At 32.8% G+C, this 24,439-nt stretch carries 26 protein-coding genes and 2 pseudogenes; 27 read left to right on the plus strand and 1 reads right to left on the minus strand.

Annotated elements, in window-relative coordinates; translation table 11 throughout:
- The first annotated feature begins 172 nt into the window (after positions 1 to 172).
- From H8909_RS09100 to H8909_RS09210, 24 genes and pseudogenes are all read left to right on the plus strand, one after another.
- Positions 173 to 2,164: an oxidoreductase gene (locus H8909_RS09100; RefSeq protein ID WP_187012600.1), complete on the plus strand. Its 1,992-nt coding sequence runs from the start codon at positions 173 to 175 to the stop codon at positions 2,162 to 2,164.
- A gap of 30 nt (positions 2,165 to 2,194) precedes the next feature.
- Complete coding sequence (locus tag H8909_RS09105; RefSeq protein ID WP_187012601.1) at positions 2,195 to 3,061, plus strand: LysR family transcriptional regulator; 867 nt, start codon at positions 2,195 to 2,197, stop codon at positions 3,059 to 3,061.
- Between the two features lie 187 nt (positions 3,062 to 3,248).
- A complete protein-coding gene (locus tag H8909_RS09110) occupies positions 3,249 to 3,872 on the plus strand; it encodes an SMI1/KNR4 family protein (protein ID WP_187012602.1) in 624 nt (207 codons plus the stop codon).
- Positions 3,873 to 3,876: 4 nt separating this feature from the next.
- A complete protein-coding gene (locus H8909_RS09115; RefSeq protein WP_187012603.1) occupies positions 3,877 to 4,287 on the plus strand; it encodes a hypothetical protein in 411 nt (136 codons plus the stop codon).
- A 500-nt stretch (positions 4,288 to 4,787) separates the two neighbouring features.
- Positions 4,788 to 5,045 carry a toxin HicA gene (locus tag H8909_RS09120; protein ID WP_187012604.1) on the plus strand — a complete coding sequence of 86 codons (258 nt, stop codon included), beginning with the start codon at positions 4,788 to 4,790 and terminating at the stop codon, positions 5,043 to 5,045.
- Positions 5,029 to 5,391 (plus strand): type II toxin-antitoxin system HicB family antitoxin, encoded by a 363-nt coding sequence (locus H8909_RS09125; protein ID WP_187012605.1) that lies wholly within the window; start codon positions 5,029 to 5,031, stop codon positions 5,389 to 5,391. The genes H8909_RS09120 and H8909_RS09125 overlap by 17 nt, the downstream gene beginning before the upstream one ends.
- 248 nt (positions 5,392 to 5,639) lie before the next feature.
- Positions 5,640 to 5,999, plus strand: a pseudogene (locus H8909_RS13775) (MGH1-like glycoside hydrolase domain-containing protein); the annotation flags it as partial.
- Between the two features lie 186 nt (positions 6,000 to 6,185).
- Positions 6,186 to 6,818, plus strand: coding sequence for a hypothetical protein (locus H8909_RS09135; RefSeq protein WP_187012606.1), 633 nt, complete (start codon positions 6,186 to 6,188; stop codon positions 6,816 to 6,818).
- Complete coding sequence (locus H8909_RS09140; protein ID WP_187012607.1) at positions 6,811 to 7,998, plus strand: ABC transporter permease; 1,188 nt, start codon at positions 6,811 to 6,813, stop codon at positions 7,996 to 7,998. The genes H8909_RS09135 and H8909_RS09140 overlap by 8 nt, the downstream gene beginning before the upstream one ends.
- Positions 7,999 to 8,007: 9 nt before the next feature.
- Positions 8,008 to 8,640: an ABC transporter ATP-binding protein gene (locus H8909_RS09145; RefSeq protein ID WP_187012608.1), complete on the plus strand. Its 633-nt coding sequence runs from the start codon at positions 8,008 to 8,010 to the stop codon at positions 8,638 to 8,640.
- Between the two features lie 14 nt (positions 8,641 to 8,654).
- Complete coding sequence (locus tag H8909_RS09150; RefSeq protein WP_187012609.1) at positions 8,655 to 10,028, plus strand: ABC transporter permease; 1,374 nt, start codon at positions 8,655 to 8,657, stop codon at positions 10,026 to 10,028.
- Positions 10,029 to 10,069: 41 nt separating this feature from the next.
- Positions 10,070 to 10,720: a response regulator transcription factor gene (locus H8909_RS09155; RefSeq protein WP_187012610.1), complete on the plus strand. Its 651-nt coding sequence runs from the start codon at positions 10,070 to 10,072 to the stop codon at positions 10,718 to 10,720.
- Positions 10,720 to 12,003 carry a sensor histidine kinase gene (locus H8909_RS09160; RefSeq protein WP_187012611.1) on the plus strand — a complete coding sequence of 428 codons (1,284 nt, stop codon included), beginning with the start codon at positions 10,720 to 10,722 and terminating at the stop codon, positions 12,001 to 12,003. The genes H8909_RS09155 and H8909_RS09160 overlap by 1 nt, the downstream gene beginning before the upstream one ends.
- Positions 12,004 to 12,703: 700 nt before the next feature.
- A complete protein-coding gene (locus H8909_RS09165) occupies positions 12,704 to 13,147 on the plus strand; it encodes a MarR family winged helix-turn-helix transcriptional regulator (protein ID WP_187012612.1) in 444 nt (147 codons plus the stop codon).
- Positions 13,148 to 14,194 carry an MATE family efflux transporter gene (locus H8909_RS09170; RefSeq protein WP_202985936.1) on the plus strand — a complete coding sequence of 349 codons (1,047 nt, stop codon included), beginning with the start codon at positions 13,148 to 13,150 and terminating at the stop codon, positions 14,192 to 14,194.
- Entirely contained in the window at positions 14,154 to 14,474 is a 321-nt protein-coding gene (locus H8909_RS13315; RefSeq protein ID WP_202985937.1) for an MATE family efflux transporter, read from the plus strand. Before H8909_RS09170 ends, H8909_RS13315 begins: the two co-directional genes overlap by 41 nt.
- Before the next feature lie 60 nt (positions 14,475 to 14,534).
- Complete coding sequence (locus tag H8909_RS09175; protein WP_187012613.1) at positions 14,535 to 14,684, plus strand: SWIM zinc finger family protein; 150 nt, start codon at positions 14,535 to 14,537, stop codon at positions 14,682 to 14,684.
- Between the two features lie 21 nt (positions 14,685 to 14,705).
- Positions 14,706 to 16,151: an SWIM zinc finger family protein gene (locus tag H8909_RS09180; RefSeq protein ID WP_187012614.1), complete on the plus strand. Its 1,446-nt coding sequence runs from the start codon at positions 14,706 to 14,708 to the stop codon at positions 16,149 to 16,151.
- Positions 16,152 to 16,283: 132 nt separating this feature from the next.
- The gene (locus H8909_RS09185) at positions 16,284 to 16,472 is read left to right on the plus strand and encodes a hypothetical protein (protein WP_187012620.1); all 189 of its coding nucleotides are present in this window, start codon (positions 16,284 to 16,286) and stop codon (positions 16,470 to 16,472) included.
- Between the two features lie 232 nt (positions 16,473 to 16,704).
- Entirely contained in the window at positions 16,705 to 17,655 is a 951-nt protein-coding gene (locus H8909_RS09190) for a calcium/sodium antiporter (protein WP_187012615.1), read from the plus strand.
- 93 nt (positions 17,656 to 17,748) lie between these two features.
- The gene (locus tag H8909_RS09195; protein WP_238928258.1) at positions 17,749 to 18,096 is read left to right on the plus strand and encodes a helix-turn-helix domain-containing protein; all 348 of its coding nucleotides are present in this window, start codon (positions 17,749 to 17,751) and stop codon (positions 18,094 to 18,096) included.
- 98 nt (positions 18,097 to 18,194) lie between these two features.
- On the plus strand, positions 18,195 to 19,424 hold the full coding sequence (pnuC, locus tag H8909_RS09200; RefSeq protein WP_187012616.1) for a nicotinamide riboside transporter PnuC: 1,230 nt from the start codon (positions 18,195 to 18,197) through the stop codon (positions 19,422 to 19,424).
- 84 nt (positions 19,425 to 19,508) lie between these two features.
- Positions 19,509 to 20,066 carry an elongation factor P gene (efp, locus tag H8909_RS09205; protein ID WP_055289480.1) on the plus strand — a complete coding sequence of 186 codons (558 nt, stop codon included), beginning with the start codon at positions 19,509 to 19,511 and terminating at the stop codon, positions 20,064 to 20,066.
- Positions 20,067 to 20,086: 20 nt separating this feature from the next.
- Entirely contained in the window at positions 20,087 to 20,833 is a 747-nt protein-coding gene (locus tag H8909_RS09210; protein WP_055233937.1) for an SDR family NAD(P)-dependent oxidoreductase, read from the plus strand.
- A 34-nt stretch (positions 20,834 to 20,867) separates the two neighbouring features.
- Here the strand turns inward: H8909_RS09210 and H8909_RS09215 are convergent, their stop codons facing one another.
- Positions 20,868 to 22,121 carry a methionine gamma-lyase family protein gene (locus tag H8909_RS09215; RefSeq protein WP_187012617.1) on the minus strand — a complete coding sequence of 418 codons (1,254 nt, stop codon included), beginning with the start codon at positions 22,119 to 22,121 and terminating at the stop codon, positions 20,868 to 20,870.
- Between the two features lie 657 nt (positions 22,122 to 22,778).
- Between H8909_RS09215 and H8909_RS09220 the strand changes: the two genes are divergently transcribed.
- From H8909_RS09220 to H8909_RS09225, 3 genes and pseudogenes are all read left to right on the plus strand, one after another.
- Positions 22,779 to 22,988, plus strand: coding sequence for a transposase (locus H8909_RS09220; protein ID WP_369409823.1), 210 nt, complete (start codon positions 22,779 to 22,781; stop codon positions 22,986 to 22,988).
- 79 nt (positions 22,989 to 23,067) lie between these two features.
- Entirely contained in the window at positions 23,068 to 23,469 is a 402-nt protein-coding gene (locus tag H8909_RS13320; protein WP_202985938.1) for a hypothetical protein, read from the plus strand.
- Between the two features lie 77 nt (positions 23,470 to 23,546).
- Positions 23,547 to 24,439: pseudogene (locus H8909_RS09225) on the plus strand (hypothetical protein); the annotation flags it as partial.

Genomic DNA, 24,439 nt, shown 5'->3' on the forward strand with positions numbered 1-24,439 from the left:
CATCTTTTCTTTATCTATGATTTATTGATTGAAATAAACTGCGGTCGCTATAAGAATACATTATTATATAGGGTAATATAATTTGCAGTTATCAGATGGGTAGAGTTTGCGGTTTAACAATATGTTATCATGTAGTCATGAGAATAAAATAACAAGGAAGGATGCAAATTTTATGAAATATTCAAAATTATTTAGTCCAATAAAAATTGGAAGTATAACTATTAAAAATCGATTTGCGATGGCTCCAATGGGACCTTTAGGTCTTGCAGATGCCAATGGCGGTTGGAATCAGCGTGGTATTGATTATTATGTAGAAAGAGCAAAGGGTGGAACTGGACTTATTATTACAGGTGTCACATTTTTTGATCAGGTTGTTGAAAAACAGGACCCTTCAACTGTTCCTAATCCACTTTACAAGCCTGTTAACTTTGTGAAAACAAGTAGAGAAATGACAGAGCGAATTCATGCATATGGAAGTAAAATCTTTTTACAGTTATCAGGAGGATTTGGTCGTGTGACTATTCCTACAAATGTAGGAGATATTCCACCCATTGCACCATCTGCAATCCCACATCGCTGGTTAGATAAGACTTGTCGTGCCATTACTGTAGATGAAATTCATGCTATTGTAAAACAGTTTGGTGAAGCTGCTTTCCATGCAAAAAGAGCAGGCTTTGATGGTGTGCAGATTCATGCAGTACATGAAGGTTATTTAATTGACCAATTTGCGATTTCAATGTTTAACCAAAGAACTGATGAATATGGAGGTTCTCTTGAGAACAGACTTCGTTTTGCTAAGGAAATAGTAGAAGAAATTAAAAAAACATGTGGTGATGATTTCCCTGTTACACTTCGTTTTAGTGTAAAAAGTATGATAAAAGATTGGCGTGTTGGAGCATTACCAGGAGAAGATTTTGAAGAAAAGGGCAGAGACACAGAAGAAGGCTTAAAAGCTGCTAAATTACTTGAAAGCTATGGCTATGATGCGCTGGATACTGATGTTGGAACATATGATGCCTGGTGGTGGAATCATCCTCCTATGTATCAAAAGAAAGGGCTTTACAGAGGATACTGCAAAATGGTAAAAGAAGTAGTAGATATCCCAGTATTCTGTGCAGGCCGTATGGATAATCCAGACATGGCATTAGAAGCTATTGAAAATGGTGAATGTGATGTTATTGATCTAGGTAGACCACTACTAGCAGATCCAGATTATTGTAATAAATTAAGATGTGGTAAGATCACACAGATACGTCCATGTATTTCTTGCCATGAAGGATGTATGGGAAGAGTTGCTTCATATTCTCTTCTTAATTGTGCTGTAAATCCACAGGCAGCTAGAGAGCGTGTTAATGCATATGAGCCTATTTTAAAGAAAAAGAAAGTGTTGATTGTAGGTGGTGGTGTTGCAGGCTGTGAAGCTGCACGTGTATTAGCTATCCGAGGACATCAACCAGTAGTTTATGAAAAAGGAAGTAGGCTTGGCGGTAATTTAATTCCAGGTGGAGCTCCTGATTTTAAAGAAGATGATATTGCATTAGCAGATTGGTATACAAATGAATTAAATCGTTTAGGCGTACATGCTCATTTGAATACGGAACTTAATGAAGAAGAAATTAAAGCTATGGATTATGATACTGTGATTCTTGCGACAGGATCTAAACCAAAAGTATTCTCTTTGGGTGATGATTCACATACTTATACAGCAGAACAAGTTTTATTGAAACAGAAGGATGCTGGCAAGAAAACTGTCGTTGTAGGTGGTGGACTTGTAGGTTGTGAAACTGCTTTGTGGTTGGCGCAGAATGGAATTCATGTTACAATTGTTGAAGCATTAGATAAGGTAATGGCTGTAAATGGTCCACTTTGTGCTGCAAATAAAGAAATGTTGGAAGCATTGCTACCATTTAATGGAGTAGAAATTATCACAGGTGCAAAGGTTACAGAATTTGCGAATGGAGAAGTGAAAGTAGATACTAAAGAAGGTAGCAAGACTATTATGAGTGATAGTGTTATCCTTTCAGTTGGATATAAAGAAGAGAATACACTTTATAATAATCTTCAGTTTGATATTCCTGATCTTTATTTGCTTGGAGATGCAAAAAAAGTATCCAATATCATGTATGCAATCTGGGATGCATTCGAAGTAGCTAACCATATCTAATAATGATATGAAGGTGACTGGTGATTTAAATTGGGTGATATAAAGAACTTTATATATTTTCAGAAAGTATATGAAATGCATAGTATGCATAGAGCAGCTGAACATTTATTTATTTCTGCACAAGGTCTTGGTAAAATCATCAAGAATCTTGAACATGAGTATAACACCACTTTTTTCGTTCGCTCTCAAAATGGTGTTATTCCTACAGATAGCGCAAAATTATTTTATGACTGGAGCAAAGAATTTGTCTTGCAGGATGCTCATATTAAAACTGAAATAAATAATCTTAATAACGGAATAAATCGCTTACGAATTGGTTGTGCAAGTGGTATCTTAAAGGCTATTCAACTTAAGACAATATTAGATTTTGCAAACTCAAATAAAACTCTTCATGTAGAATGGAGTGAGTACAGTAATGAAGAAGTCATAAATAAGCTTCTTAATTATGATATTGAGTATGGTATTGTTGTTGGACTACATGATTATCCTAATTTAGAACAAGTAAAATTATGTCAATGTGATCTTGTTTTATATGTATATGAAGGACATCCTTATTATGAGAAAGAAAAAATCCCTCTAGATATGCTGAGAAATGAGAATATTATAATAATGAATGAGAGTTTTCATATATATAATGATTTCATTAAAGCCTGCAAAATCAAGGGGTTTACTCCAAACATAAAAGCAAAAACCATGGATGGCGGAACCTTGATGCATTTATGTAGACAAAAAATAGGGATTGCAATTTCACCAAAATTTGAAGATGAAGCACCAACAGGATTAAAGGCTATTGCATTTGAAGAGCCCTATCATTGGGATATTTATGGTACTTTTAGAAAAAATTCTAAAGATGATTCAATAAAAAAACTTCAAGTCGCATTATTGCCGCAAATCTAATTAAAGGTTTGTTTGAAACTATATAAAAAATCGTGTGAACAAAATTGATTTACACGATTTTTTTATATCATGACGAATACTGTATTAATGGGGATATGACTCTATTCTTGGAATAATTTCTTAATTTGGGTAATACATTGTAAGAATAAGTAGAATATGCAATGATAACTATCAGGAAGGTAAAATTATGAACTACAATAATATTGATTATATACAGAAAAATGCACCAGTAACAAAAGAAGATATAGAATCTGTAGAAAAACATATCAAGGAAACAATCCCTAAAGTGTATAAGAAAGTTTTAAGATATGCGAATGGGATAACTATGAATCTATGTATACTCTATGATACTTCTACTATTATTGAAAGTTATGAATGTAATGAGTTTTCTATTAATATGCCTGGATATATCAGCATTGGAAATGATAATGGAGATAGAGAACTAATTATGAAGGCAGAAAAAGGAGCAACATTATGTGGTTTCTTAGATGCGGCAGAGATAGGAAATTCTGAAGTAGAGGAATGGTTTGATTTTAAATCATGGCTAGAAAATGGTTGTGAAATGGAAGATGATGATGAGAATTTAGAATATGGAAAAGTCTATATTGTGAAAGTCCCAGAGGATAAATTGAAGTTCCTGGCCGAAACAAAGAAACTCTTTGCATTACCTATTTCAACAGGTGTCCTCTATAAGAAAATCAATAATTTGCCATGTGCCATAATGGATAATATAACAGAAGCATTGGCTGATACTATTATCAATAAGACATCACATCCTGATTGTTATGAGTATAGAAAGGTGAGGAAATAACTATATGACAAAAGAAGAAATAATCACTAGATTACAGAATGCAGCTAAAGAAGATGAAGAATATTATATGGATGATGATTTGATTGATGCAATCAATGAATATCCAGAACCTTTTGAGCTTGTAGAGCCTATTCTAGAAATTATAGGGACTCATCCTAGGGTTGATTTTGGTATGCCGGGGGATCTAGTTCATTTTCTAGAACAATTCTATAAGCATGGATATGAGGAATTATTAGTTTCTTCAGTAAGAAAGAATCCTACAGCACATAATATATGGATGGTATATCGCTGTTTCAATGATGTGAATAATCCAAAGAGAGAAATGTTTGTAGAACTCATGAAGGAACTTAAAGATGATTCATCAGTCTCAATGGATATTAAGAAAGAAATAGATGAATTTGATTGGGAGATTTAGAGAGTAAAAGAAATGAACCTCTGCATTAGTCAGGAGTTTTTGCGTCTGTATTCTGGATAATATATAGTACAGCCTTTTGTATACGTGTATCTGAAGTGATAAGGACCTATGACTCTGCCACCTTTTGGGTAAACGTATAACTTCTTTATGTAATTTTCAGGCGAATGATTTCTTTGTTCAGACAGAAATTGATAAATGTCCTTAGATGTGCGGTATTTTCATCAAGAGCTGATGGAATTTGTCTTTAGACTAAGTAGTAATGAGATAATTACGATTCATTTCACTTGAAGTGTTCTGAGAGTAAGGTGTATCAGAAATAGTTCCAATTATGACATAGGTATGCCTATGTGATATTTCTTTGTGATAGACTTAACTATAAGAAATACTGATAAGTAAGATATTGTCTCTTTTTTGTAGTATGAATGTATATAGAGTGGATTTATAATGTGATTGACACCCTATATGACACCATATTATTATAAGAACAGGAAAAATGAATTATGTCGAAATGGGATAAACTAATTTTGAAGATTAGTGCATTATCAAAAGAGTTACGTTTTTCTGAATTGAGAAAAGTATTGGAGAGTTATGGATATGTAATGAATTATCCTAAAGGAGGAAGCAGTCACTATACTTTTAGGAAGAAAGGATGTATGCCTATCACAATACCTAAACATGAACCAATAAAAAGAGTATATGTTGAAATGGTAAGATTAATTGTAGAAAAAGAGGAGAAGAACAATGAAAACGCTCAATGATTATATGGCTTTACCTTATCGTTTAGAAATAGTAGAAGATCAAGAAGAGGGTGGATATGTAGTTTCTTATCCTGATCTTCCAGGTTGTATCACTTGTGGAGATACAATAGAAGAGGCCATGAATAACGCAAAGGATGCAGAGAAAGCATGGATAGAAGCAGCATTAGAAGAAGGTATTGAGATTAATGAACCAGATAGCATTGAAAATTATTCTGGACAATTCAAATTGAGAATTCCTAAGACTTTACATAGAACACTTGCTTTGCATGCTAGAAAAGAAGGAATCAGCATGAACCAATATTGCGTCTATCTCTTATCTAGAAATGATGCATTACTTTCAAAATAGAACATCATCACTTAAACACATACACTTGTATGTGTTTTTGTATATAGAAATTAAATTTCAATATTCAAGGTATTAGCTGAACATATATTTCGATTGATAATTTACATTGTTTTTATTTGTCTAAAATGCAAAAAATCTTTTTGTCACCAGCCGGTGCAATTAAGCATGATGGAATCGTACCATCTATGTCTTATAAGCGGATCATTGGTATGTGGGCTTGGGACTCTTAAAAACAGGTTGTAGCTACTACTCAGTTTAATCCAGAATTAGCTAAAAATAATATTAGAGCATTATTCGATTACCAGATCATTAAAGAAGATGCTGTTCGTCCACAGGATGAAGGTGCTATCATTGACTGTATTTTCTATAACCAGAACGAAGACCGCGGCGGTGATGGAGGAAACTGGAACGAACGAAACTCTAAACCTGCACTTGCTGCATGGGCAGTTCAGAGTGTTTATGAAGCAACTGGTGATAAGGAATTCTTAAAAGAAATGTATCCTAAGTTAGTTGCATATCATAACTGGTGGTATAAGAACCGTGATATCGATAAGAATGGTATTGCTGAATACGGAGGAATGGTTCATGAAACATGCTATGACTGGTAGAACTATGAAAACCCTCTAACTGGTGAAAGCTATTATATCGGTGAAGAAGTAGAAGGTTTTGGTAAGATCGTTGGTGTACCATCTGCTGATGGAAATTAGCTACCTCTTTTTTATTTCAATTTATTTCTCTATTTCATAGATGTTTCATATATGGCGGGTATGATGAAGAAAAGGAGATGATAAAAAATGAAATTAATAAGAAAAGTAATGATGTCAGGAGTATTATGCTTAAGTATTGCGTTAGTAGGATGTCAAAATAAGACGGAGGCTCTTACAAGTTCAGTGACTATTAAGGATAAAGCAAGTTTTAAGCCAATGAATGAGACAATAGATTATAAAGAAGATTATGTTTATGAGTATCTAGGTCTTAAATTCAGCTTGTCTCAAAATATAAAAGAGGCTATGAACAATAAAAGTCTTGTTATGCTTGATTCTCAAAGTGCTTTAAATGAAGAACTAAGATATGCCTTTTTATCTTTTAATAAAGTTTCTCGTAAGCAGCAGGATGCTGTTGTTCAAAATATGAACGAATATATGGAGTGGGAAAAGAACCTAGAACGTTCAGGAACTATTGGAATGTATAAAAAAGGAATGTCTGAAAAAGAAATAACAGAACTGACTCAATGTACATATCATAAAAAAATAGGTATTTCTCATGATGGACATTATTCTTATTACATAAGTTATCAGAATGATGCATTTAAAAGAGAACTGGAACAGTGTCATATAGAAATCATTGATCGTTTAGAAGAGAATGATAATGGTTTTGTTTTAAAGGAAAAGAAGGATTTAGAAAATACAGAGGTTTTCAATGATTAAACGTTCTATTTATTATGTCACAAGAAAGAAAAAACGTTCATTGATCATAATGATGATTTTAACGATTATTCTCTCATGTTTATATATTTCTTCCAGTATCACAATAGCAGCCACTCAGCTAGAAAAGACCATGTATGAAGCAGCAAATACGTCTCTATCGGTTACAAAGAAAGATCAATCATTATTTGACTATAGGGAATATAAGGAAATCAAACAAGCTAAAGGCTATACATTATATTATGAAGGTCTCACTCAACCAAGAAACCTTCATGTCATAGAAGCACAACAGTCAGTAAAAAGAGATGATTTGAGTGATGAATATAAGAACGTTATGTCTTATCTCGCAACGAATCAGACAAAATCTCATGCCTTATTTAAAAGTGGCAATTTTGTATTAAAAAAGGGCAGACATATCCAAGAAACTGATTGTAATAAGGTGATGGTTCATGAACAATTTGCGAAAAAGAATCATCTTGCATTACATGATTTTATAAATTTAGACAATAATAAGAAATATGAGATTATTGGTATTTTTTCTGGTAAGAAACAAGAAAGATATACAGGTTTAACATCAGATTTTAGTGAAAATATGTTGTTTATGGATTATTCTTCACAACAGACAAACAATGTTCATAAAATAATCATGTACTTTGATCATTTAAAGGATACCCGTTTAATGATGAAGCAATTAGAAAAGAATCATCCAGATGCTTTTGTTGAAATGGATACGCAGACATATGAGGAAACATTAGAGGCAATTACACATATACAATATATTATAAAAGTGATTGTATGTTCTTTAATTGTTGTTGCACTTGTCGTTCTTTCTTTAATTTTAATTTTATGGTTAAGAGAGAGACTTTATGAAATAGGTATTTTGTTATCAGTAGGATTCCACAAATCGGAAATTCTTGGTCAATTTATTTGTGAATTATTATTTGTTTCAATACCAGCGGCGGTTCTTTCTTTTGGATTAGGTCATATATTCCTGAAATATGTGATCAATGTTTTATTAAAGAATGCATATTCTCTATTACTTGAATATGGATTCAGACAAGAAGGAATGACTTTTATAGGAAGTTATGGGATTCTAGCAGGTGTAATCATCATTTCAGTTATAACGACATGTGGAATGTTTTTAATAAAGAAGCCCCAAGAGATTTTATCAAAAATGAGTTAGGAGATTAATATGACTATATTAGAAATAGATAATGTAAGCTATCGCTATAAGAATACAAGAGAGAATATTTTAGAAGATGTGAATCAGACATTTGAAAGCGGCCAGTTCTATGCCATTATTGGTGCCTCTGGTGCAGGCAAATCAACATTATTGTCATTATTGGCAGGATTAGATGAACCACAAGAGGGACATATTCTTTTTGAACAAGAAGATATTAAACAAAAAGGTTATAGTTATCATCGAAGACATCATATTTCCTTGGTCTTTCAAAATTATAATTTGATTGATTATTTGACACCATTAGAAAATGTGAGATTGGTTGATAAAAAAGCATCTTCCTCAATATTGATCGAATTAGGCTTGAATCCAAATCAGATAAAAAGAAATGTTATGAAACTTTCTGGTGGACAGCAGCAAAGAGTTGCTATTGCACGTGCCTTAGCATCTAAAGCACCTGTCATTCTTGCAGACGAACCAACAGGGAATTTAGATGAGAATACAGCAGATGAAATAATCACAATATTGAAGAAGATGGCGAAAGAACGCAATAAGTGTGTGATTGTTGTGACTCATAGCAAACAACTTGCTCAAAGTGCAGATGTTGTTCTAGAACTTAAGGATAAGAAATTACAGATTGTTTAATGGGAGAGAAGTATATGATAAAAAATGCATGGGCTTATGTAACAAGAAAAAAACTTAAATCACTTATTATGATATCTGTGATTGCAATCATGTCTACATTAGGTGTATTAGGCTTAGCCTTAAAAGATGCCACAGATCTTTCGTCTAAGAAGAGTTTAGGAAATATCACAAATAGTTTTTCAATGGAAATCAATAGACAATATAATCCTGGAACGCCTAGAGGCGGAGGCAATGTAAAAGGACAGGATATTAGTCAGATTGCTCAGTGTAAAGAGATTGATTCTTATGTAAAGAGAATCAATAGTGTAGCGGATTTAGTGGATTATGATATTGTAGAAACACCTGAAACATTGGCTTATCAATCACCTGAAAGAGCAAAAAACTTTAAAAGTACAGTAATGCTTACAGGTGTGAATGATTCTTCAAAAGAAAATAAGTTTGTATCAGGGGCTTATAAATTAGTAGAAGGAGAGCATCTTAAAGCTGGTGATAGAAATAAGATTTTGATGCATAAGGATCTTGCTTTAAAGAATCATTTAAAGGTAGGAGACCATCTTAAAATCAAATCAAATTTATATGATGCGGATAATGAAAAGCAGGCAGATGAGATTGTTGAAGTAGAAATTAAGGGCCTCTTTGATGGGCATAATAAGGGTGGCGCAAGTGCACCCCAGGAACTATATGAAAATACTTTAATCACTGATGTGCATAGTGCAGCACAGGTATATGGTGAAACAGAAAAGACAGCTGTTTATCAAGACGCTACTTTCTTTGTGAAAGGTCAATATGATTTAAAACAGGTCATCAAAGTATTAGAGAAGCTTGATATTGATTGGAGAAATTATGTTCTGATAAAAGGTGCTTCTAATTATCCAGCTTTACAGATGTCTATTTCATCTCTATATGGAATGGCCGATAAATTATTTTATGGTGCATTGATTTTTGCTGGAATAGTTGTTGCGCTTCTTCTTATGCTCTGGCTTAATGCAAGAAAGAAAGAAATAGCTATTATGCTTTCGTTAGGTATGACAAAAATGAGAATTTTTGGTCAATTGATGACAGAATTAGTATGGATGATGATACCATCTTATCTTATTGCTTACTTTGTTTCTGGTGCTTTAGCACAGTCATTTGGTCATACAATTTTAAATGGGGTGACAGGAGATATAACTAAACAACTAGCAAGTCAGGGCGTATCAAGTCAATTAGGAGCAGGTGCTGAAGTAGATGGCTTTAATAAGACACTTACGAGTCTGAATGTGCATGTTTCTAGTGATATGATGTTTATTGTTATTGGCTTCATGACAGTTGTACTTATTATGGCGTTGGTGGTTTCTTCATTTAGAATTCTTAAAAATAAGGAAGAATCACTTATTTATACACGTTAACAGATAAATATATGTGTATAATATAAAGAGGGAGGGATAGTATGGATTTACTGATTGTAGAAGATGATCCTATAATTAGAGATGGTATGAGTGAATATTTATCAGAATGGGGCTATCATGTCATAGAGGCTAGGGATGGTCGTGAGGCTTTATCCTTATTTAATAAGGATATCAAGGTTGTTCTTTTGGATATTCAGCTTCCATTTATGAATGGATTAGATGTTTTAAAAGAAATAAGAAAAGAAAGTAATATCCCTGTTTTAATGTTGACGGCATTTAATAATGAAGAATACAAAATAGAAGCCTTTACTCAACTTGCTGATGGCTATATTGAAAAGCCATTTTCTCTGCCTGTCTTAAAAGCGAGAATAGAGGGACTTATAAAAAAGTATTATAGTTCTATAGAAATATTCAAATATAAAGATCTAGAAATCAATTTCACAAGTTATACAGCTAAAATAGATGGAAAAGTCATAGATAGTAAGCCTAAAGAATTAGAAATATTAAAATGTCTTCTTGATCATGAAGGGCAGGTTCTGTCAAGGATGCAGATTATAGATCAAGTCTGGAAAGAAGCAGAAGAAAATCCTTATGATCGTGTAATTGATGTCTATATAAAGGAACTTAGAAAGAAGTTACATCTAGATTGCATATCAACTATTAGAAATGTAGGCTATAAATTGGAGAGATGATGAAAAAACTAAAGATATTTCCTAAAATGTTTCTCCAGATATTTTCTATTCTCAGCATTATTGTCTTATTGATTCATATCTCTATCTACTTGATATTTCCTAGAACGTATCTGGATACTAGAAAGGCTGATATTAATAAAACAGCCAATGAAATATCTCATAATCTAGAAGGTAAGGAAATCAATGAGATTGAAAGAACAATTGATTTGTATTCTAAAAACAGCGATATAAAAGTATTTGTGAGTCAAGAAAATAAAGACAATGAAGTAAAAGTTACAAATAATCTGAATGTGAATTTAAACAGCCTCAATAATTCATTAATTATTGAGGAAAGACATATTACTTTAAATGATGGACATCAATTGTATTTGAAATTTATCTCTACTGCTGATATGCTGCAGGATGCTAAAGATTTAAGTTTAGGTTTTCTTCCTTATTCATTATCTATTTCTCTTTTATTATCTGCTATCGTTTCATTGATCTATTCAAAATCAATTAAAAATAATATTGATGAAATTAAGAATGTAACTGATCAAATGATGCAATTAGATAAGAATGTCTGTTTAGTCCATAACAGTGATGATGAAGTAGGAGACTTAAAGAAGCAGATCAATGAACTCTATTTTACATTATTGAAGTCAATAGATGATCTAGAACTTAAAAATAAAGAAATTCTCGAACTTGAAAAACTTAAATATGAATTTTTAAAGGCTGCTTCTCATGAATTAAAAACACCTCTAGCAAGTCTTAAAATCATTCTAGAGAACATGATGTATAATGTAGGAAAATATAAAGAGAGAGATGTATATCTTGGACAATGTGTAGATATAGTGGATGATCTTTCAAAAAATATCTCTCAAATATTATCTATCTATTCAATAGATCATCTAAAGAACGATGAAGAAGATGTTATTATAAAAGATGTTCTTAAAGAAGTCCTGAATAAATATGAGTTGCTCGCAGATCAAAAGAATATCGTAATCAATAATAAAGTTGGTTTAGAGCATTTATATATTGGTAGAAATGCATTCAGTGTGATTTTATCTAATTTAATAAGCAATGCGATTAAGTATAACTGTGATTATGGAAGAATAGATATAGGGATAAAAGAGAATTGTTTCTATATAGAAAATACCTGCCAGGAGAATCACATGGAATTAAAAAAAGATACAAGTCATGGACTTGGCTTATATATCGTAGGTAACCTATTAAACAATTATCAGATAGACTATCAAATTATTCAGACAAAGACCACGTATCTCTTTAAGATGAAGATACAATGATTTATAACGTAGAATTAAGAAAATCCCCAAAATGAGGATTCTTTGACTGGTACAAAAAAGTGATAGCTTCTAATGGCGAAGATTTAGATTAAGCGTCTAATTTTTTCTTAAATCTTTCAAGTTATTTTAGTTAAGCACCTTCGGGTGCTTTTTTGCATTGAGTATTTACTTTATACCCCTTCTATAAATCATAATTCTCAATAACATAATAATTATGATTAGGTTAGGAGAAACAATAATACCCAATAATGATAGTATAAAATGTTTTGTGTTCGATTTTATCATCAAGGACATAGAAAGATTCTAAATCATACAGATTCTCTGACAGTTAACTATCTTGTGATTTGTAAGTCAGGGTAGTTCACTGAAGCATTATCTCCATTCTTGAACACACGAGTCCATCCTGTATACTGTCCCCCATTTATATTTTACAAGAGTTCCATCTGCAGAATCCACATTTGTATCAAGATATTTCATATCTATGCCTTGACTACTTGATTGATTTGCACTTACCACAACAACATGACTAAAACTGTTTGAAGGAATACAACTAAAATCATCTCCCAGTTAAACTTATCTTAAGAAAACCTGAAATACGATTATATTTATGATGAAATTCTGTTCCGTGCGCTTGACATATTTCATATTATTTATATACCTATCATAGGTAATTACCTTTGGTAACTAAAAGGTGAGGTTTATGAATAGTCAAAAAACAAAGGAAATGCTGGACAGCTGTTATATGGCAAAAAGAATATTAGACTTATTATCAGAACTTCCTGAAGGAGTTCTTCCTTCTTATATTCGTTATCTAGAGGCTATTATTGATTTAAAGGAAAGATATGGAAAAGTGAAGGTTTCAGAAATAAGTGAAGCATTGAATCTGCCTAGACCAGGTGTGACACGTACTGTAGGTTCTATGGTAGAAAAAGGTTATTTAAATAAGGTTTCTTCAAAAGAAGATGGTCGTGTCACTTATATTGAAGTAAATGAAAAAGGGCAAGCTTTATTCGAAAAGTTCAATAAGGAATATTTTGAAGACTTATCGCAGAACTTGAGTCATATTTCTATTGAAGAAGCTGATTGTATGATGGAAACGATAGAAAAGTTCTATCAAGTGATGTGTGAAAGGAGAAAATCATAAATGAATTCAGATTTTACTCAGGGAAGTATTTTTAAGAAATTAGTCGCATTTATGATTCCTGTACTAGGTGCTTTAGTATTACAGGCAGCCTATGGTGCGGTTGACTTACTTGTAGTAGGGCGTTTTGGAACAACAGCAGGTTTATCAGCTGTTTCTACAGGAAGTCAGGTATTAAACTTAGTGACATTTGTGATCACTCAATTCGCAATGGGTATTACAGTACTTATTGCAAGATATATTGGTGAAAAGAAACAGAAACATATAGGAGCCCTTATTGGTGGATCAACAATTCTATTTGGTATTATTTCAATGATTCTTTTTATTATCATGGTGTTATTTGCAACGCCAATCTCTACACTTATGCAGGCACCTTTAGAAGCACTCAATCTTACATCTATGTATGTAAGAATATGTGGTGCAGGTATTTTCTTTATTGTGGCTTATAATGTTTTATCAGCTATTTTTAGAGGTTTAGGAGATAGTAAATGTCCATTACTCTTTGTAACTGTAGCATGTTTAATTAATGTAGTAGGAGATTTAGTTTTAGTCGCTGGCTTCCATTTGGATGCAGCAGGAGCTGCAATGTCTACAGTACTTGCCCAGGTATGTAGTGTATTATTCGCATTAGGATTATTAAAGAAAAGAAAACTTCCATTTGAAATCCATAAACAAGATTTTAAAATCAACCCTCACTGCATTCGTGCAATGAAGATCGGTGTACCTCTCGCATTGCAGGAATGCTTGACTCAGATCTCATTCCTTGCATTATGTGCCTTTATTAATCGCTTAGGACTAGAGGCATCATCAGGCTATGGTGTAGCATGTAAGATTGTAAACTTTGCGATGCTTGTTCCTAGTTCTCTCATGCAGTCAATGGCTTCATTTGTAGCTCAGAATGTTGGCGCAAATAATGAAAAAAGAGCCAAACAATCTATGCTTATAGGTATGGGTATAGGTCTATTTATTGGAGCTTTTGTATTTTGTTTAGTTATGTTTAAGGGGGAATATGTTAACAGGTATATTTACGACAGAACAAGGTGTTATTAATCAGGGCTATGCTTATTTAAAAGGCTTTGCATTGGAAACAATAGTCACTGCAGTACTCTTTAGTATGATTGGTTACTTTAATGGACACGATAAAACAGTATGGGTTATGGTACAAGGATTAGTACAAACACTTATTGCACGTCTACCTCTTTCTTATTATATGTCTATTCAGCCCAATGCCAGCCTTACTCAAATCGGGCTTGCAGCACCAATTGCGACTATTACTGGTATTATTCTCAATGTATGTTTCTATTTCTATATGAATAAGAAAATGAAATGATTAGATAGCAGAAATGCTGTCTTTTTTAGTATAATGGAATTATACAGAGGAGGTGCCTATATGGAATGGGAAAGTTACTTTTATAAACGAATATTGGATAGGGGGTATGACTATTATTTAGATGGTTGTGTAGAAGATTTACGTATTACATCTAATAGGATTAAAGCAGTAGTTTATGGAACACATCCTTATCATGTAGAAATAAAATAAAATGGAAATCGTATAATAGGCATGTCTTGTGATTGTCCTTATGCGTTAGATGGACATAATTGTAAGCACATGGCAGCTGTTTTATATGACTGGGAACAAAATGCGACTCATCCAGTCATAGATAATTCAAAACTTGTGAAAGAGGCCTCAGAAGAAGATGTACGATTATTTCTTGTTCAAGTACTTGATGATAATCCTAGTTTAGTAGAAACCTTTAAACAATATACACAAAATGAATTTTCTTTGGATACAATGATTGATGATTTGGAGGGAGTTTGTAATTCTTATAGTGATGGTTATCATTATATCGATTATGAATATAGCTGTGATTTTTGTGAATACTTTGAAGAGGCTGTTTTTAAGTGGCTTGATCTCTTGAAAGAAAAGAGACAATATTCTCTCGCATTTAAATTTCTATTAAAAGCTTATGATATACTTGATAAGTTAGATATAGATGATAATGAAGGTGAAACGTATGAGCTTTCTTTTTCTATTATAAACGCATGTTCAAACATTATTGTGTGTATGGAAGAATCAGAAAGAATAGATGCGTTTGATTTACTTAAACAATTTCTCGGCAATACAAGAAATAATTACGATAGAGTAGATATTTTACAAGTGTTTTTTAATTCTTTAAAAAGTGAAGATTTCTTGAAGCTTCAACTTGATTTTGTGAAAGAACAGTTAGATTACATAGATAGTCATAATGATATTTTAGATAGAGAGTATGTGCTTGATGATTTTGCAAAAATGTATCTTAACCTCTTAAAGAAAAACAATGTATCAAATCAGGAGATAAATGTCGCCTATAAAAAGTATTGGAAATGCGATTCTATTAGAATGGACTGTGTCTTTACTTGTATTAATAATAAAGAGTATGACAAAGCTTTGGATTATATTGATAAATGTATTGATCTTGATTATGAGAACCAAACTCTTATGAAACGTGATATAGAATTGAAGAAAGATATTTATAAAAAACAGGGAAACACTGAAGCTTATAGGGAAGAATTAAAGAATTTGATTCTCTTTTTCAATGATACTAATATAGACAATTATATTGAACTTAGAAGTCACTACAATGATAAAGATTGGATTACAGAAAGAGATTCTCTTATTGAACAGCTTACTCCTGGAAGGTTCTTATGTGAAATATTAGAAACAGAGCAACTATATGGACAGCTATTTGATGTTATTTTAGGAAGTAATAATAGAGATTTATTGCATCAATATACTCACGTGCTTAATGATGAATATCCTGAAAAACTGCTTCAGTTATATCGAGAAATTGTTGAAAAACAGGCTGAATCTACTGGAAGTAGACAACATTATCGTCAAATTGTCGAAGACTTAAGAATTATGAAATCTATTAATGGTGGTGATGAAGTAGTTGATGAAATCATTAAGAAATGGAAGGTTCAATATAAAAACAGAAGCGCAATGCTGGATGAATTAAATAGAGTATAGTCCACTCCGGTGGACTTTTCTTTTGCGCAAAAAATGACAGTCTAGAAGTCAAAGACTGTCATTTTTTTACATCCTTCTTTTACATAAAATAGAATCATCAAAGGAAAACATAAATGAAGGAGGCAAATGGAAATGAGCCAGTATTATCTTGCGGTAGATATTGGAGCTTCTAGTGGACATCATATGTTAGCCCATATGCAAGATGGAAAAATCAAACTAGAAGAAATCTATCGTTTCGAAGATGGAATGAAACGTGTATGTTTACGTACGAGAATATCGTCATCCTGTGAAGCCATGAACTTACTGCTTTCAATAACGTAGTCAATCTATTCAGTATAAAGATTTCATTGAACAGTATCTTTGCCTTCTAGTATGAGTTTTTCTTCTGGTGTATTCTCTCTTAATTTATCAAACCAGTAATCGGTCATTAACGTCACCTCACAGGTAGAATTATTATGAAATATAGGTATATCTCAATCGTCAGATACTATTGACTAACAGTAGGATATAATGTTAGATTATTAATCAGTTTATATATAAAGGAAGAGAAAAAATGATAAATACTTTCATGGAAATTGGTATATTAATTATTGGTTTTGTATTATTAATTAAGGGTGCAGATTTCTTTGTGGATGGAAGTTCTTCTGTCGCAAAAAGATTAAAAGTTCCTTCGATGATCATTGGACTTACAATTGTCGCAATGGGTACAAGTTTACCTGAATGTGCAGTCAGTGTCGCTGCCTCAATGAGCAACAACAACGCTCTTGCAGTCAGTAATGTAGTAGGATCTAACTTATTTAACTTAATGGTTGTATGTGGTGTATGTACGCTATTTGTACCTCTTGCAGTTTCTACAGATACATTAAAGAAAGAATTTCCATTCTCTATTATCTGTGCTGCTTTATTACTTGTATTTGGTTTAGATGGTATGCTAGGCAGAGTAGATAGTGCAATTTTTATTGTATTATTTGCCGCATATTTAGGATGGATGATCTATTCAGCATTACAGGCAAGAAACAAAGCATTAAGCGAAGACAATGATGAGGAAATCAAGCTATTACCAGTATGGCAGTGTATTGTATATATTGTTGGTGGTGCTGCTGCTATTAAATTTGGTGGTGATTTCGTCGTAGAAGGAGCTACAGCTATTGCGACTATGCTAGGACTCAGTCAGAACCTTATTGGGTTGACTATTGTTGCTTTAGGAACAAGTCTTCCAGAGCTTGTGACTTCTATTGTAGCTGCAAGAAAGAATGAAATTGATATGGCTTTAGGTAACGTTATTGGATCTAATATCTTCAATATCTTACTTGTATTAGGTATTGCCGGGGTAATTAGTCCTATTGCGATTATTGCGGAAAATATCATTGATACATTTATTCTCATTGCAGTAAGTACTCTTGTATGGGTATTTGCATGGAAGAAGAAAGAACTTGTTAAGTGGCAGGGTATTGTGATGCTTGCTATTTATACAGCATATCTTGTTTATATTTGTATGCGTTAAGAAGGCAATGCCTTCTTTTTTTTATGGTTGCTTGATAGTTGATAGCGCAACTTGCAATATTAAGCTATATTTGAAGTGAGGAGGGAATTCAAAATGACAAATACAATGATGTTATTATTAGTGCTTATACCTGCATTTATTATCTGGAGCGTAATCATCTATGTTGTTTACTTACTCATTATCGCATTAAGAAAATATATTAAGTCAGAGCCAGTACGTAAAGAAAAGGAAGAGTATGCTAAAACACTAGGGGGTGTAATTAAAAAACACCGTATGAAATGTCAGATGACTCAAGAATTTGTGGCAGAAACACTTGGTGTATCTAGACAGGCAGTCTCTAAATGGGAAAATGGTTCATCTGATCCAAGTACAACTAATCTTATAGCGCTTGCAAATCTATTTGATATCACCCCAGAGGAAATGTTGAAAGAAATACGATAATCTTTACAAAAAGACCTACCATTTTAAGTGATTATTTATTATAATTGTGAAGTATTTTTTTAAAATACTGATTTTAAAATTTAAGGGGAGTTTGTAGTATGATTCAATTTTTTAAAAACAACATCGAACCTAGAAAGAAATTAAGAACAGCTGAAATTATTGTTCTCATTGCATTAGTATTAGGTTCAATTATTTCTCTTTGTGTAGGTCTTAAAGAAGTACATTCTAATCCTGGTAAAGTGGATTATGTACAAAGCGTTGTAATGAAAAGAAATACACAGGATGAAGACTATGATTCAGACAACACAGTATGTGATGTTACATATAGTAAAGGTGACAAACAGCTTGTTGTTTCTTATTCTTATGAAGAATATACACAGTTAAAGAATAAGACTATTACTGCTTATGAATTCAAGACAAGTAATGGAACTGACTTATACTTTGATCACAAAGATGTGAGTCAGAAAGAAGTTAAACATTCTTATAAGCAGGTCATGGCAAATAAGACTATGTACATCTTTAACCTTGCATCTTCTTTATTTATTTTAAGCTTGTCATTGGCTTTAATGTTGTTATTCTCTAAACAGTTTACAACATATGAAAAGAGCTGGTTCATGACTATTATGGTACTTGCTACTATTTTCGCTGTTGCTTTCCCGGAAGAAAGTGCAAATGGTGTTAATGGTATTGTTATCATGTTATTGTATCTTTTAGATACATTCTTAAATATCTTATGTGAATTACTCATTTCTAAACAGTCTCGTTATAACTTCTTAGTATCTGTTGCTGTAGAAATTGCGGAAATCGCAATGTGTGTTGTATTAATGTATCGTTTTGCAACAATGGTGACTACATTATTCTTCTGGCTTCCAATTGATATCATCAGTTATATCAACTGGTCTAAGCATAAAGATGAAGAAGAAGATGAATTAACAATGGTAAGAAAACTAAAAGGTTACCAGGAAGTACTTGTTATTGTAGGTATCTTTGTATGGACTATCGTTGTTGGTTATTTCATCAGTGGTTTAGATATTGCAACTGATTTCTATACAAATAAGACATTAGAAACATGGATCATTTATATTGATGCCTGTGCCTCTGCAGTAGGTATTGCGAATGGTTTATTTATCTTCTTCAGATTAAGAGAACAGTGGATTGCATGGTATATCTGTGCTGGGTTAGAAGCTATTATTAACATCTTATCTGGACAATATGTATTATTAATTCTTAAACTTGGTTACTTCACTAATACAACTTATGGTTATATTAAATGGACTAAATATATTAGAGAACACCAGAAAACAAACGAAAAACTATCTTTATTCTAATTAAATTTCTCTATAACTTGAGAGTAGCTCATAAAACTGCTACAATAAGAACGTAAAAAACATAAAGAAACAGGAGTGATTATTATGGCAATTGCTGCAGGAGATTTTAGAACTGGACTTACATTAATCGTTGATGGCGATCCTTGGGTTGTTTTAGACTTCCAACATGTAAAACCAGGTAAAGGTGCTGCTATCTTAAAGACTAAGATGAAGAACTTAAAGACTGGTTCTACACAGGACAGAAACTTCAACGCTTCAACAAAATTCGAAGCTGCTAACATTGAAAAGAAAACAGCACAGTACTCATATGAAGCTGATTCTACTTACTATTTCATGGATATGGAAACATATGATACTTATGAATTATCAGAAGAACAGATCGGATTCAATAAATATTTCATCGTAGAAGGAAGAGAAGCATCTCTTATGTTCTTTGAAGGTGATTTATTATCAGTATCTATCCCAGAAAAAGTTGAATTAACTGTTGTTAAGACAGACCCAGCTATTAAAGGTGCACCATCTAACCAGACTAAGGATGCTGTCACTAATACTGGTCTAACATTAAGAGTACCTCAGTTTATTGAAGAAGGCGAAGAAATCGTTGTCTTCTCATCTGATGGAAAATACGCAGGAAGAGCTTAATATAAGCTCTTTTTTCACATATGAATAAAGTTGTACTTGTAACTGGTGGTGCTCAGGGGATAGGGAAAGCCATCGTATTAGAACTTGCGAAAAACCATTATGATGTAGTGATCAACTACCTTACTTCTAATAAAGCAGCGGCTTTATTAGAAGAAGAGATTAAAAAGAATTATGATGTACGTGTGATGACTATTCAAGCGGATGTATCAAAGGAAGAAGAAGTAGATGCCATGATTTCTTTAATAGAGAAAAAATGGGGTGGTGTTGATATTCTTATTAATAATGCTGCGGTTGATTTATCCAATCTCTTTCATCTTAAGACAGCAGATGAGTTTAGAAAGACATTGGATGTGAATGTCGTAGGGGCATTTAATTGCAGTAAGCGTGTCTATAGACATATGCTTGATCAGGAATATGGACGTATTATTAATATTTCTTCTACCAATGGTATAAATACTTATTATCCAATGTGTATTGATTATGATGCCTCTAAAGCGGCACTAATCTCATTAACACATAATCTTGCCTTTGAATATGGGCCATATATTAATGTGAATGCAATCGCACCAGGATTCATTGGAACAGATAATGAACTAGATGGATATGATGAAGAATTCTTAAAAGAGGAACAGGAAAAGATTATGGTGAACCGTTATGGTAAACCAGAAGAAGTGGCTTATCTTGTGAAGTTTCTTATTAGTGATGAAGCGAATTTCATCAACAATACAATTATAAGAATAGATGGCGGTCAGAAAGGCAGCTGTTAAAAAAAGGTCCTGAAATCAATCAGGACCTTTCGTGTTATTTCTTTAAAACATTTGTAAGGGCGAATAGAATAGAGAGTTTACTATATTCTAATGTCAAACCACCCTGGATATAAAGTGTATAAGGTGCAACAACAGGTGCATCTGCACTTAATTCAATTGTACTACCAGAAGTAAATGTACCAGCAGCCATTACTTCATCATGAGGATAACCAGGCATTGGTGCAGGCATAGTGGCTACAAATGAATCAATTGGAGAACTATTCTGAATAGCCTGTGTAAATTTTACTAGGTTTTCTTCTGTACCAAGTTCTAATGTCTGAATAATATCAGTTCTTTCTTCATTGTATCTTGGAGAGACATTATTAAAGCCTAACTTTTCTAACATGTAAGCACTAAATACAGCACTCTTTAAAGCATTCTTTACGGCATTAGGAGCCATAAATACACCCTTGAAGAATGTATTATTCATATTGAAGTTAGCTCCTAGATCTTTACCAATACCAGGTGCAGTTAATCTTTCAGCACACATAAAGATTAAATCTTTTCTACCTGCAATATAACCACCAGTAGGAGCAATACCTCCACCTAGGTTCTTCATTAAAGACCCTACAACGATATCAGCACCAATATGTCCTGGTTCCTTCTTTTCTACAAGTTCACCATAGCAGTTATCTACCATGATAATAACATCTTTATTTACTTCTCTGATCTTAGTAATAATACGTTCAAGCTTAGAAAGTGTTAAAGATAAACGTGAAGAATAACCCTTAGATCTCTGGATTTCTACAAGTTTAACATCATTCTTCTTTAAACGTTCTACGATTTTATCATCATCAAAATCATTATCAACTAAATCAATCTGTTCATAAGATACACCATGAGCCTTTAATGACTGACTAGATTCTCCTGAAATACCAATCATTTCCTGTAAAGAATCATAAGGTGCTCCAGATAATGAAATCATTGTATCACCATGCTGAAGTAAAGCAGATAAAGTTAAATAAAGCGCATTTGTACCACTCATGATCTGTGGTCTAACTAATGCATCTTCGCATCCAAGAATAGTTGCGAAAATAGCTTCTAGCTTGTCTCTTCCTGAGTCATAGCTGCCATATCCATTCATGTCCGCAAAATCAGAATAGCTGACATTATTTTCAATAAATGCTGAAAGAATTCTGTTTGAGTTATAGAAACAAACATCATCAATCTTTTCATAAATGTCTTTTAATACAACATCAGATTCATTCGCAATTTTTAATAAGTTTTCATCTATTTGTTCTAATATCATAATCTTTCTCCTTTGAATACCTGTGCTATTATACACCAAATACACCACTATTTTAAAGAAAATCACAAACTCTTAGAATTTTAAATCATTACAAATAAGATGATTTGTTAAAGGATTATTTTGTTCTGTTTACTCTGTTCAAGAAATCTATTAGAATATCTAATGAAAGGGGTTTACATATGTATAAGGTTATAAATTTGTGGCGAAAAACCCACACGCTTGCGTGTGGGATGAAAGCCACATTTCACTTGATATATACTTAGAAAAATGATATATAATCTATGTATATTAAAGTATAGAAAGTAAACAGATCATCAGTAAAAGTAACCATGATATAAACACACATACAACAAAACAACCATCACTGTAATCAGAAAAATCCTAATAGTGCTGCACATATAGCGAACAATAATAAACATGCAGAACAGTGCAATCCTAATAATTCAGCATATCATTCAAGTTGTGGAAAAAAGTAATGGCACGAACCAAAAATGTCAATGTACAAATAAATATTTCCATTCCTACTGGATGGAAAAAAGAACTTGAAAACCCTGCACTAATCTATTCTGCTGAGGAAGGTGAGAGTATCATATTTCTTGACTTGCTTCGTATTGAAAATATCTGATACAATATCACATTATCAGATATTCTACATTCATATTTCGGGTATTAAAAGGTAATGTAGTGGAAATATTGAAACAGATATTACAGAAAATCTATTACCGCATTAAGGCTTTTGTTGTGATGCCTGACCATGTACATGTCTTTGTAGATGTACCACAAACTGCTGCTTCTTGTGATGTTGTAAGAACTTTTAAAGATATAAGTTCTATTGAACTATTCAAGGCATTTCCACAATTAATATAATTCTGCAGGATGCGGTATTTTATGGCCTAGAGGATATTTTGTATCTACAGTGATTAAGATAATATTAAGGAGCAGAAAAATGATAACTGATAAAGAACATAAAAGACATCTTAAACAATTTCATAAATTTTCTGACAGGCATATCCTGGCTGTAGAAACCGATATGCCTTATTCTGATGTGATTAAAGTAGTGGCTCTTTCTGATAAGATACGCAAAGCTGGGAATGAGCTTGTAGGTCTTATGAGAAAGAATTATAACCAGCTTATGCGTACAAAGAGATACCGTAAATTACAATTTCTGTATGGTAACACCAAAGATAGGGATAAACGAAAAACTTATGCTAAACAACTTAATGAAATGCAGAAAGCTTATAATATTACATGGGAATACTGCAGAACATCCATGATTCCAATAGGCAAGAAATATGGTGTAGATGCTGTATTCGCTCTGACTAAAGCCGAAGATATTTGGGTGGCATAGAAAAATGCTTATATGGCAATGGTAATGTTTTACATTTTTCTAAATACGGAGACCTACCTTGTATAAGGGCAAAACAGATGAATCGTGGTATACCTATATCCGTTACAGATAATAAACTTCATTTCAAACTTGGCAGGATGGTATTTGGAATACAAACAAATGATAGATTTCAACAGGATGAAGTAGATGCGGTTTTATCATATCTTGCTGAATCTGAGATTTTGGATGACAGGGCTGTTAATACTCTTATTAAAGATGACTATTGCATAGATACATACAGACCCTGCTATGCTACGCTTGTTCCCAAGATGATAAGAGGTAAATACAGAGTATATTTACATTTAACCATCGAAGGCAGGGCAAAACCTAAATATGATAGATTTGGCAATCCAAGACATAAATATGGCAAAGGAATGATCGGTGCTGATATTGGTACACAGACTGTTGCTTGTACATCTGATACTGAGGTGGGCTTGAAGAATCTTTCAGAGCGTGGCGACAGTATTCAGACTTCTGAGAGAAAAGAACGTCTGCTTTACCGTGCTATGGACAGGTCAAGACGTGCAACTAATCCGCAGAATTATAATGAAGATGGTACAATTAAAAAAGGTCGCAAGACTTGGAGATATTCTAATCATTATAAGAAATTAAAAGAAAAACATTCTGAATTATGTCGCATCAATGCCATAAACAGACAGCTTGCAATAAATGAAGACGCTAACCATTTAAGAAGTCTTGGAGATGTATTTATCACAGAACCTAAAAATGCAGGCAAGCTTATGAGACGAGCCAAAGAAACTACGGTCAATTGTAAAGGCAAGTTTAATAGGAAAAAGCGTTTTGGCAAGTCTATAAAGAATAGATGTCCTTCTGGGTTTCAAACTGCTGTAGAACAGAAATTCAAGGTATCAGGTGGTATATATATTGAAGTATCTAATGATTACAGAGCAAGTCAATATGATCATACTGT

The organism is Catenibacterium faecis (assembly GCF_014306455.1).
GTDB classification, from domain to species: Bacteria; Bacillota_I; Bacilli_A; order Erysipelotrichales; family Coprobacillaceae; genus Catenibacterium; species Catenibacterium mitsuoka_A.